A 12544-nucleotide genomic window follows, 5' to 3' on the forward strand; every position below is an offset into this window, starting at 1 on the left:
AGTTGAAAATGCCTTTGCGAGGTTAAAACATTTTCGAGCGATTGCAACCCGATTTGATAAGCTGGCACGAAATTATCAGTCTATGATTTACATTGCTTGTATGTTCATTTGGTGTAAAGCCAAATAAGGACACGCCCTAGAGTTTCCTAATGCATGTTCATAATAATTAATGATGGGGCTGTGCATCATTTGGCTAGATTCAATATTGTGGCATTGAAAATGTTCGAGTAATTTTTCAGCTTGTTTTATTTCTTTGCTGGTGCCGAAAGCACAACCTGTGAACAGCAGGGCGCAAGCAATGAAGGAAAGGCGTAACATGAGGAATTGTGCTTTATAAAAGTGCTCAGCATTCTACGTGTCAATCAAATGATATAAAATCTTTTTAATGTATAGATTTGATTCTTTGCCCGTAAAGTAAACAGTGGTGCGGTAAAACCAAAAAAGAAAAATTCAAATAATCGTTTTTGAATGGTCAGTAGAATTCTAAAGCAGTAAGATAGTGCAGAATCAATTGCTGGTCCAAATCATGAAAATTGTGGCTGATGAAAATCTTGCTTTTACTGATTATTTTTTTGCAGAATTTGGTGCAATCCAACATGTCCCAGGTCGCAATTTAAGTCATTCTGATGTTGTCGATGCTGATGCACTCTTGGTTCGTTCTGTAACTAAGGTTAATTCAACATTACTACAAAATACAGCACTTCGTTATGTGGGTAGTGCTACGATTGGTACGGATCATCTAGATATTCAAGCTTTAAATGCTGCGGGTATTCCGTGGTCGAATGCTGCGGGCTGTAATGCTCAAGCGGTTGCGGAATATGTGATTACTGCTCTTTTACATTTAAAACCTGAACTGATTTCTGCCGAGCAGAACTTTTGCTTGGGGATAGTTGGATTAGGTAATGTCGGTTCTCGTTTAGCAACTATGGCGCAGCTATTGGGCTGGCAGGTGATTGCCTATGATCCTTTTGTGCAAAGAGATCATGTCACGCAAGTGGATTTTACACAGTTATTACAACAAGCCGATGCAATTTCAATTCATGTGCCTTTGACCAAAGCAGGTCAACATCCAACTTATCATTTATTTAATGCGACAACTTTGGCTCAAATGAAGCCAAATGCCATATTGATTAATTCGGCACGTGGACCTGTGATTGCGGAAGCTGATTTAATGCAAGATATTCGAAACACCAATCGTACTGTGGTATTGGATGTCTTTGAGCATGAGCCAGAAATTTCATCTGAACTATTAGAGCTTTTGGCGTTGGCGACACCACATATCGCAGGTTATAGCTTAGAAGGCAAGGCACGTGGTACTCAGATGATTTATGAGGCATTTTGTCAGGTCTTTGCTCAAGCTGCGACAAAACGGTTTGAAACTCAACTTCCAAGTTGTGAGCAATATTTTGCCCAAGCTGATTTTAAAACCGTGCTGACTCAATATTTAAACCAGATTTATGATATTGCTCAAGATGATGCCAATTTAAGAGCATGTGTAAAGCAAGGCAAAGTCGAACAACAAGCCTTTGATATTTTAAGAAAGAACTATCCGCTACGACGTGAGTGGGCAGCACATGGAGGTCCACAGGCGTGAGTCAAGTTCATTATCAACCGACTTGTGATTTAGCGGCAATGCAAGCGCGTGCCAAAATGTATGCACAAATTCGACAGTTTTTTGCTGAACGTCAAGTTTTAGAAGTTGAAACTCCAATTTTATCGCAAGCTGGTGTAACCGATGTGCACTTAGCTTCGGTGCAGGCACAGCGCCATGTACAAGGTAAACTTGCAACACATTATTTGCAGACTTCACCAGAATTTGCCATGAAACGTTTATTGGCAAGTGGCAGCGGACCAATTTATCAAATTTGTAAGGTTTTCCGTGACGATGAGCATGGGCGTAAGCACAACAGTGAATTTAGTATGCTGGAGTGGTATCGTCCGCATTTTAGTTTGAAAGACTTAATGTTCGAAGTTGCCGATTTACTAAATGTGACTTTGGCGCAGCGTTTTGGCGAAATCCGTCCGACCATTTTAAGTTATAAACATGCGTTTATGGACCGTTTGGAGTTAAATCCTTTACAGGCTAGCTTGAAAGAACTGAAAGATTGTTGTCAGCGCGTCGGTTTAAATCTGGATTTGGGTGATGATCGACTGGGATATATTGATTTACTGTTTTCACATTTTGTAGAACCTAGCTTAGGTTTTGACACCGCTGTATTTTTGACAGATTTCCCACCTGAGTTAGCATCTTTGGCAAAAACCAAACATGATGAAGATGGTGAATTGGTTGCAGCACGTTTTGAACTGTATATCGAAGGTTTGGAATTGGCGAATGCTTATGATGAATTGATTGATGCAGATGTATTGCGTCAACGTTTTGAGGCAGATAATCAAGAGCGTAAGCAGTTAGGTTTGCATGTCATGCCTATTGACGAATATCTATTAGCTGCTTTGCCGAATATGTCAGAATGTGCAGGGATTGCTTTAGGCTTAGATCGTTTATTGATGGTGGCGACTGAAAAAATGCGCTTGGAGCAGGTGATTACTTTTCCAGCACAGATTGCATAATCATAAATAACTGGAAGATTCAAAGCCCCTGATTGATTGAGATCAAGGGCTTTTGATTATTCTGGCTTATTTGTCGCTGCATGCTGTGATTTATAAGCTTCCAAAGCCTGAATACGACGTTGAATCAACATTTCACCGATTTCAGAGCCTTGAACATTCTCAGGTAAATCTTGTGCTTTAATTGTACGCACAATTTCCATCGCATCACGCATATAGGTGGCTTGAGGATACTCACGATCTTCTAGTCCAAGACGTCCGCGTGCATCACACTCACAGGCTTGTATGAAAGCTTCCACCCGTTCTGGACGGCGTAGTACATCAAGACGTTGTAGTAGGCGCCAGAGTGTTCCAGGCTTTAAAGCAAAAGCTTGATGGCACTTTAAGTGTTCTTTGCAGACGGCTAAGGCCAATTGTTTGGTTTGAGTCGGTACTTTTAATCGATCACAGACTTGAGCTACGGGTTGAATCCCACGCTCTTCATGCATGATATGCCGAGGTAATTCATGCTCAGGGGTGAGGGCTTTACCCAAATCATGCACCAAAACAGCAAAGCGTACATCCAGTGAATAATTGGCTTTACAGGCTTGATGGAGAGACATGAGTGTATGAACACCACAGTCAATTTCGGGATGATACTCAGGGCGCTGTGGAATGCCAAAGAGTGCATCAATTTCAGGAAATAAAACTTTTAAAGCACCACACGCGTGCAGAACTTCAAAATAGATGTCTGCATGCGGTTCCATGAGTGCACGAGAAGTTTCCTTCCAGACACGTTCTGGTGTTAAGGCATTCAGTTCGCCTGATTCCGCCAATTCCCGCATTAAGTCTAAGGTTTCAGCGGCTATGCTAAAACCTAAAGGTTTATAACGCGCAGCAAAACGAGCCACACGCAATACGCGAAGCGGATCTTCAACAAAGGCATGGGAGACATGGCGGAGTATTTTATTGGCTAAATCTTGTTGACCTTGATAGGGATCATAGATTTTCCCAGCTTCGTCCATGGCTATCGCATTAATAGTTAAATCGCGGCGAATTAAATCATCTTCAAGGGTCACGCTAACATCGGTAAAGAACTCAAAACCATGATAACCCTGTCCTGACTTACGCTCAGTACGGGCTAAAGCATATTCTTCTTTTGATTCTGGGTGTAGAAAAACGGGAAAATCTTTGCCTACAGGCTGATAGCCAAGTGCCAGTAATTGCTCTGGAGTAGCGCCAACAACAACATAATCTTTTTCGTGATAGGGGTGTCCGAGTAAGTGATCTCGTACTGCACCGCCTACTAAATAAACTTGCATGAAAAAACCTCTATTCTTCAAGCAATCATGCTACAGAATAGAGGTTTTCTCAAGTCAATAACTTGAGCTTTTCACTAAAGATTAAAGTGCTTCAGTTTCAGCTTGCTGAATTTCAGCCACAGTTAATGCTGTCATGTTTACTAAACGACGTGTTGTAGTCGTTGGGGTAAGAATATGAACAGGTTTTGCTGCACCTAATAAAATAGGACCAATAGTAACGTTGTTACCAGAAGTTGATTTCAAGAGGTTGAATGAAATGTTAGCAGCATCTAAGTTCGGCATAATTAACAAGTTCGCAGAACCTTTGAAACGTGAGTTCGGGAAGGCAAAATGACGAATGGTTTCGTCCATTGCTGCATCACCGTGCATTTCACCTTCAACTTCAAGTTCAGGTGCAATTTCACTCAAGATTTCAAATACTTTACGCATTTTTTGTGCACTTGGATCATTTTGATCTGAACCAAAACTAGAATGCGAAAGTAGAGCAACACGTGGAGTAATACCAAAACGACGCACTTCTTCAGCCGCTAAAATGGTCATTTCAGCCAACTGTTCAGCTGTTGGATTCGTATTTACATAAGTATCCGCAATGAACAAGTTACGATCTTCAAGCATTAATGCATTGAGGGTAAAGAAGTTGGTACGACCTTCTTTCAAACCAATCACATTTTTAACGAAGTCTAAGTGAATGTCATAGCTTGAATAAGTACCACACAACATACCATCCGCTAGACCATGTTTAACCAACATACCTGCGATTAATGTAGAACGACGACGCGCTTCACGATGTGCGTATTCAGGTGTTACCCCTTTACGTTGCATGATGTCGTAATAGTCTTCAGCAAATTTTTCGTAGTTCGGGTTTTGCTCTTGGTCAACAATTTCAATGTTTACGCCATGTTCTAAGCGTAGACCTAATTTTTTAATGTTGGCTTCGATCACCGCAGTACGACCCACCAAAATTGGTTTCGCCATACCTTCATCTACAGCAATTTGTACAGCACGTAATACGCGGAGGTCTTCACCTTCTGCATAAGCAATACGTTTAGGATCTGTTTTTGCTTGAGCGAAAATCGGTTTCATAATGAATGCAGAGTTATAAACAAACTCAGACAAACGTTGGCGATATGCCGAGAAATCTTCGATTGGACGTGTTGCAACACCAGAATCCATAGCTGCTTGTGCAACTGCTGGTGCAATTTCAAGGATTAAACGTTGATCAAGTGGGCGTGGAATTAAATAGTCACGACCAAAAGATGCAGATTTTTCACCATAAGTTGCAGCATCTGCTTCAATGTGTGCCATACGTGCAATGGCGTATACGCAAGCAATTTTCATTTCTTCGTTAATGGTTGTTGCACCCACATCAAGTGCACCACGGAAGATATATGGGAAGCAAAGTGCATTGTTCACTTGGTTCGGATAGTCTGAACGACCTGTTGCCATGATCACGTCATCACGAACTTCATGTGCATGTTCAGGTAAAATTTCTGGATCTGGGTTAGCAAGGGCAAAAATAATAGGATCTTTTGCCATGACCTTAACCATTTCTTTGGTTAAGATACCTGCTGCTGAAAGACCAAGGAACATGTCAGCATCTGCAATCACGTCAGCCAGTTGTGTGCCTTCAATGTCTTGTACATAGCGTTTTTTAGAGTCATCTAGACCTTCGCGCTGAGTCGTGAGTAGACCACGTGAGTCAGCGACGATAATGTTTTCTTTCTTTGCACCAATTGCGCAAAGTAAGTCTAAACATGAAAGGGCCGCAGCACCTGCACCCGAAGCGACAATTTTGATTTCTTCAATTTTCTTGCCATTTAACTGAAGTGCATTCAGTAAAGCAGCACCCACAATGATTGAAGTACCGTGTTGGTCATCATGGAACACAGGAATATTCATGCGTTCACGAAGTTTACGCTCAATGTAAAAACATTCTGGCGCTTTAATATCTTCGAGGTTAATCCCGCCAAAAGTCGGTTCTAACGCTGCAACAATATCAACGATTTTGTCTGGATCATTTTCAGCGATTTCGATGTCGAAGACATCAACACCAGCAAATTTTTTGAACAGGACGCCTTTACCTTCCATTACTGGTTTTGACGCTAATGGACCGATGTTACCTAGTCCAAGTACTGCGGTACCATTAGTGATAACGGCAACAAGGTTACCACGTGCAGTATATAGGGCGGCAGTTGAAGGGTCGCGTTCAATCTCTAAACAAGGCGCAGCCACACCTGGGGAGTAAGCAAGTGCTAAGTCATGTTGGTTGACCAGCTGCTTGCTAGGTGTAACACTGATTTTACCTGGGGTTGGAAACTCGTGATAATACAAAGCTTGCTGTTTTAATGATTGATCGTCCATCTGAATCTCGTTTGTTACTGAGTGGTCCAGCTTATGCTGGTGGTTTTGCTGAATTTGCTCGAATATACCATTACTTGTCTTTTAAGCCCAGTCGAACACGCTTCTTTTTTACACAAACTTAGACCTCAAGCCTATTGACTTAGACTAAGAAGGGATAAGTTTATGTAATTGCAAGTATTCGGTGGCATTTTTTTCAGAGAGCGGTTTAGAAAAAAGATAACCTTGGGCAATGTCGCATTGTAGTTTTTCGAGATAGCAGAGCTGCTGTTCAGTTTCAATTCCTTCTGCGACGACTGTTAATCCCATTGCTTTACCCATGGCAACCATGGCACTAATAATGGCATCTTGTTTGCCATCTCCAATGTTGGCGATGAAGGCGCGATCTATTTTTAGAATGTCAATTGGGAAATCTGCGAGATAAGCAAGAGATGAATAGCCTGTACCAAAATCGTCTAAGGCAATATTAATATGGCGTTGCTTAATTTGATCCAATAATATTTTGACCGTTTTTGAGTTTTCAATCAGGGAAGATTCAGTAATTTCAAGTTCTAAACTTTCACCAGAAATTTGATACGTTGCAATGGCTTCATCTAAATCGGAGAGAAGTTGTCCACGTTGTAATTGTTGAGCAACGACATTGACAGATACGCAAATATTTTTAAAACCAATCGAATTCCAATAGCTAATTTGCTTAGCTGTTTTACGAATGACAATTCTTCCAATATCTGAAATTAAGCTGGTTTTTTCTGCCATTGGAATAAAGAGTGCAGGAGGAATAATGCCTTTGGTTGGATGATTCCAGCGAACCAAAGCTTCAAAACCGTAAACATGTTGATCTTTAAAGTCGATTTTAGGTTGGTAATAAACAACCAGCTCATCATTACGAATAGCTTGGCGTAAGTCACGTTCTAAATAAATGCCTTGTTCAAGCAAAGCGGTGTTATCACTCGAGTAATATTTCATGGTATGCCCCCCCAAACGCTTGGCTTCAGTTAAGGCTTGTTCGGCACAATTATTTAAATAATCGAGTTGTCGACCATGTTCAGGGTAGAAGGAGATCCCCATGGAAACCGTAATAATATGATCCTGTCCAAAAATATCAAATGGTTCAGCAAAAGCGTCTTGAATACGCTCACAATGCTGTTGAATGGATGGGCGGATATGAGAAATCTCATACACAATCGCAAAGTCATCGCCATTTAAATGTGCCAGGAACAACGCATCTGTATTGGTTAAGCGTAAACGTTGAGCGACTTGTCTTAACAGTTCATCACCACCATTATTGCTTAAATATTCATTGAGTGGTCGGAATCGGTCAATATTGAGTCGAATCACAGCGAGTTGTTGAATGGAATCTTGATGCGATACTAAATATTGATGTAGTTGATAATTATAGTAAAAACGGTTTGGCAAGTCCGTTAACGTGTCATAATTTTCAAGATAAGATAAACGTTGTTCTTGAAGTTTACGTTCTGTCAGATCGGAAACAATCCCAATATAGTTGATGACACGATTATGTTCATCGTGTATCGCATTAATATGTAGCCAAAACGTCAGCTCTTTGCCTGTACTGAATTTTTCAGTGAGTTCACCGTCATATTCACCTGTGCGTGCTAATTGTTCTAAAATAGCCTGATGGTTTTGTTGCTGTACGGATTTAAGGTTTGAGGTGATTGCGAAAAGATGCTGTCCTAAGCAGAGGTCTTTATTAAAGCCTGTGATCTTTTCATAAAAAGGATTTACATTGACATAATGCAAATGTTTATCGAGGATAAAAATACCCTCAGCCGCTTGTTCTAAGACACTTGCAGCCAGTTTTAGACGTTCTTGGTCGGTGCGTTCCTGATGAATGTCGCGTTGTATGCCAACCATGCGCAAAGGCTTTTTATTGGTTGGATCTCGTTCAATCACACGTCCAATATCGTGTACCCAACTCCACTCACCATTGGATTGCTGTACACGATAGGTGGCTTCATAGCGATCAGTCTCGGCACGAAGATGCTGTTTTAATGCTGCTTTGAAGCAGAATAAATCATCTGGATGAATGATGTTTTGTAGCTGAATACTGTGTTCTTTTGAATGTTTACGTTTTTTCTGTTGTTGGTAGTTACTGACAGATATATGACGTTCTTTAATATTCCAGTCCCAAGGTTTTAAACCTGCAATTTCATGTGCAAGATCCAAGTTTTGTTGCTGGTTTTCTAGATTACGATTCATTTGCTCAATATCAAAAGTACGTTCTTTAATTTTGTGCTCTAATTGCTGGTTATTTTGCTGTAGTTGTAATTCAATTTCTTTGGATTTGTTCATTTCATTTTGCAGTTGTTCACATAATTCTTCAGTCCGAGTCACTTGTTGCTCAGCATTTTTTATGAGTTGACCATTACGTAAATATAAAGCAGATAAGCGTTTATGGATTCGTACAGTAGAATTGGCACACAATAAAATGACGATAAGAACAAAGTTCACGGTTAGATGAAATAATTGGTTAATTTGGTCAGTAAGAATAAATTGAGATATAAAGTAAGGAATAATAGACGGAATGAAAATTAGACAAAAATAATCAAGGCGTTGGGTTAGGAAGGTAAGCGCTAATGTTTGAGTCACGATTAACAATAAGGCGGATAATGTTAAAGCATGAACAGGTTCAAAACTTGGATTGACCAGAGGTAAATAGTAATAAATAAGACTAATTCCAGTTGCAATGAGTATGCCGATACCTATGCAGAGAAATTGCACCCAGTGATGCGCTTGGGAAATAGAGTATTGTTCAAATTTAAATCGAGTTGCGGTCAGTAACCAAAAACTACCGACAAGGAGCTCTGTGAGCAAGAACCAAACATTGAAATAGATGGAAAAGTGGGAAAAGTTAAACTGATAAACACAATAAACATATAAAAAAATAATGAGAATACTGGCCAAAAATAATTGGATATGCCTTATGGAATTATGAATTTGCGCAGCACGTAACTGCGATCTAAGATTCGCATCTAAAAAATCGGGCATAATATTCATAACCTTATTTTTGTTTTGTTCTAGATACTGTAGAGGTTATACGTTCCATTCATCTGCTTAGTCGTTTAATAAAATCACAAAATATTGAATCAGTTTTAGATTAATCAGGTTATTCATAAATATCAATCTTATCCATCTGTATTTTCATCTTTTTAGAAAAACTATGGTCTAACATTGTAATTTAAGATGGATAATGCAACCACAGGGGCCGTTTCGGTACGTAATACTCGTTCACCGATACACCAGTTGACAAAACCTACATCATTTGCGGCTTGAATTTCTGCTTCACTCAAACCGCCTTCAGGCCCGATCAGCAGTGCGATATTTGGTTTGGCATTGTTCAAAGGATTTGTCTCATCCTTATTTGGTGCGAGCACAAGTTTCGTCTCTGGCAATTCAGACACAAGCCATTTCTCTAAACTGAGTGGTGCAAGGATTTTTGGCACAAGGTTCATGCCACATTGTTCGCATGCCGCGATGGCAATGCCTTGCCAATGATCAATCTTCTTTTGGTCGCGGTCATATTTCAAACGCATTTCACAACGTTCAGAGGTCAACAATTGAATTTCGGATACACCCAGTTCAACGGCTTTTTGAATCGCATAATCCATACGGTCACCTTTACTCATGACTTGACCAAGTAAAGTATGAATGGCTGGAGTACGATTGGTTGGGTTAAAAGCAGTGACCTGAACCGATGCTGACTTTTTGGCAACGTCACTTAAGGTCACTTCATATTCGCCGCCTTGCCCATTAAACAAAGTCGCTGTTTCACCGACTTGAGCGCGTAAAACTTTTACCCAGTGGTGAAACACTGTTTCAGTCAGTTCGACAGTGTGATCAACATTGAGTTCTGCTTCCATAAAAAAACGAGGCATTCGGTTTTACTCTCAAATAAGGTGAGTCTAGTTTAAATACTTATGCCAAACCGAGGTCTAGTACAAGCTGACGGGTAGGGTCAGTCGTGTTCATGGTGTAGAAGTGCAAACTTGGTGCACCACCAGCAATTAGGCGTTCGCAAAGTTTCACAATCACTTCATGACCAAATGCTTTAATGCTTGCCGTATCATCACCATAGGTTGCCAATTGCTTGCGAATCCAACGTGGAATCTCAGCGCCTGTACTATCTGCAAAGCGAATTAAGTTGCTGGCATTGGTAATCGGCATAATGCCCGGTGCAACTGGGATGTTCACACCTTCTTTTTGAATGCGATCGACAAAGTAGAAGTAGGCATCTGGATTAAAGAAGAACTGGGTTAAACCAGCGTTAGCACCTGCATTGGCTTTGTCGCAAAAACGTTGAATGTCTAAGTCAAAGCTTTCTGCTTGTGGATGCATTTCTGGATATGCAGCAACTTCAATATGGAAATGGTCACCAGAATGTTCACGAATAAAGCGGACCAAATCTGTTGCATAAGGTAATTCGCCTAGACCGACCTGACCTGAAGGTAGGTCACCACGTAGCGCCACAATACGATCAATGCCTTGTGCTTTATAAATGTCAAGTAATTCTGCAATACGAGCTTTGTCATCACCAATACAAGACAGGTGAGGGGCAACAGGTGTACCTTTGCCATTAAATTCAGCAATCGCTGCTAAGGTACGTTCACGGGTTGAACCGCCAGCACCGTAAGTAATTGAAAAGAACTCTGGATTTAAGCGTTGTAGTTCTTGGTGTACGACTTTCAGTTTTTCTGCACCCGCATCCGTTTTGGTCGGGAAAAACTCAAAAGAAATAGGAATGTGTTTAGACATGTTCAAATCCTTTTTTATAAATGCTTGTATTCTTTTACCCTCACCCTGACTCTCTCCCAGAGGGAGAGAGGAACCTCGCGGTATTTAATTCAGGGAAAAGCCCTCTCCTCTTAAGAGAGGATTTAGGAGAGGTGAAAAATTAGTATTTATAAGTATCCGATTTGAATGGGCCTTCAACTGCTACACCTAAGTAGTCTGCTTGTTCTTGAGTCAATTGAGTCAGAACACCACCAAAACCAGCAACCATTGCAGCAGCAACTTCTTCGTCTAATTTCTTAGGAATAAGTTCTACACGGATTTTCGCAGCTTTTTCAGCTTCAGGAAGATCTGCAAATTTCTCAGCGAACAAATGCATTTGACCCAATACTTGGTTAGCAAAAGAACCATCCATAATGCGTGATGGGTGACCTGTTGCATTACCAAGGTTAACCAAACGGCCTTCAGAAAGCAGGATTAGGTAGTTATTTTCATCTTCTGAACGGTAAACTTGGTGAACTTGTGGCTTCACTTCAACCCACTTGTAACCACGTAAGTAGTTTGTGTCGATTTCAGTGTCAAAGTGACCGATGTTACAAACAACAGCGCCTGCTTTTAATGAATCAAGCATTGCAGCGTCACATACGTGGTAGTTACCCGTTGTAGTTACGATTAGGTCAGTGTTTTGAAGAAGATCAGCATTTACGTCTTCTTTTTTACCTGTTTGTACGCCATTTTTGTATGGAGATACAACTTCGTAACCGTCCATGCATGCTTGCATAGCACAGATAGGATCAACTTCAGTTACACGTACAATCATACCTTCTTGGCGAAGAGATTGAGCAGAACCTTTACCTACGTCACCGTAACCGATTACAAGTGCACGACGGCCAGATAAAAGCATATCTGTACCACGTTTGATTGCATCGTTAAGTGAGTGACGGCAACCGTATTTGTTGTCGTTTTTAGATTTAGTAACAGAATCGTTTACGTTGATTGCAGGAACTTTTAAAGTGCCATCACGAAGCATTTCGTACAGACGTTGAACACCTGTTGTTGTTTCTTCTGTTACACCGTGAATTTTAGCAATGACTTCTGGATATTTTTCATGAACAAGTAGTGTTAAGTCACCACCATCATCCAAAATCATATTGGCATCCCAAGGTGTGCCATTGACATTGATTTGTTGTTCTAAACACCATACGTATTCTTCTTCTGTTTCGCCTTTCCAAGCAAATACAGGTACACCAGAAGCCGCAATTGCAGCAGCAGCGTGGTCTTGAGTAGAGAAGATGTTACAAGATGTCCAGCGAACTTCTGCGCCCAATTCAACCAATGTTTCAATGAGAACAGCAGTTTGAATGGTCATATGGATACAACCAAGGATTTTTGCGCCAGCAAGTGGTTTTGCAGCTGCATAACGCTTACGTAGACCCATCAAAGCTGGCATTTCTGCTTCAGCAAGTTTAATTTCTTTACGGCCGTAATCAGCAAGTGAAATATCAGCAACTTTGTAATCTGTAAATGAAGCAGTAACCGCGTTCATCTGGATCTCCTAGTTATTAAATAAC

The 12544-nt window shown here is 40.7% G+C and carries 8 protein-coding genes and 1 pseudogene; 3 read left to right on the forward strand and 6 right to left on the reverse strand.

The window, feature by feature from the left end:
- The 3 genes and pseudogenes from DCO44_RS03125 to epmA form a co-directional block, all read left to right on the forward strand.
- Positions 1 to 127: pseudogene (locus DCO44_RS03125) on the forward strand (IS5/IS1182 family transposase); the annotation flags it as partial.
- A 399-nt stretch (positions 128 to 526) separates the two neighbouring features.
- The gene (locus DCO44_RS03130) at positions 527 to 1594 is read left to right on the forward strand and encodes a 4-phosphoerythronate dehydrogenase (protein WP_116759283.1); all 1068 of its coding nucleotides are present in this window, start codon (positions 527 to 529) and stop codon (positions 1592 to 1594) included.
- The gene (epmA, locus tag DCO44_RS03135) at positions 1591 to 2568 is read left to right on the forward strand and encodes an EF-P lysine aminoacylase EpmA (protein WP_116759159.1); all 978 of its coding nucleotides are present in this window, start codon (positions 1591 to 1593) and stop codon (positions 2566 to 2568) included. Before DCO44_RS03130 ends, epmA begins: the two co-directional genes overlap by 4 nt.
- 56 nt (positions 2569 to 2624) lie before the next feature.
- Here epmA and DCO44_RS03140 read toward each other — a convergent pair whose 3' ends face one another.
- The 6 genes from DCO44_RS03140 to ahcY form a co-directional block, all read right to left on the reverse strand.
- Positions 2625 to 3866: a multifunctional CCA addition/repair protein gene (locus tag DCO44_RS03140; protein ID WP_116759160.1), complete on the reverse strand. Its 1242-nt coding sequence runs from the start codon at positions 3864 to 3866 to the stop codon at positions 2625 to 2627.
- Between the two features lie 81 nt (positions 3867 to 3947).
- Positions 3948 to 6227: an NADP-dependent malic enzyme gene (locus DCO44_RS03145; protein ID WP_116759161.1), complete on the reverse strand. Its 2280-nt coding sequence runs from the start codon at positions 6225 to 6227 to the stop codon at positions 3948 to 3950.
- A gap of 144 nt (positions 6228 to 6371) precedes the next feature.
- A complete protein-coding gene (locus tag DCO44_RS03150; protein WP_116759162.1) occupies positions 6372 to 9233 on the reverse strand; it encodes an EAL domain-containing protein in 2862 nt (953 codons plus the stop codon).
- Positions 9234 to 9403: 170 nt separating this feature from the next.
- A complete protein-coding gene (locus tag DCO44_RS03155) occupies positions 9404 to 10120 on the reverse strand; it encodes a 16S rRNA (uracil(1498)-N(3))-methyltransferase (protein ID WP_116759163.1) in 717 nt (238 codons plus the stop codon).
- 40 nt (positions 10121 to 10160) lie between these two features.
- Positions 10161 to 10997, reverse strand: a complete 837-nt coding sequence (metF, locus tag DCO44_RS03160; protein ID WP_116759164.1) for a methylenetetrahydrofolate reductase [NAD(P)H] — start codon at positions 10995 to 10997, stop codon at positions 10161 to 10163.
- Positions 10998 to 11136: 139 nt separating this feature from the next.
- Positions 11137 to 12519, reverse strand: a complete 1383-nt coding sequence (ahcY, locus tag DCO44_RS03165) for an adenosylhomocysteinase (protein WP_116759165.1) — start codon at positions 12517 to 12519, stop codon at positions 11137 to 11139.
- Between the last annotated feature and the right edge of the window lie 25 nt (positions 12520 to 12544).

Origin of the sequence: Acinetobacter sp. AM, assembly GCF_003105055.1 — a bacterium.
GTDB classification, from domain to species: domain Bacteria; phylum Pseudomonadota; class Gammaproteobacteria; order Pseudomonadales; family Moraxellaceae; genus Acinetobacter; species Acinetobacter tibetensis.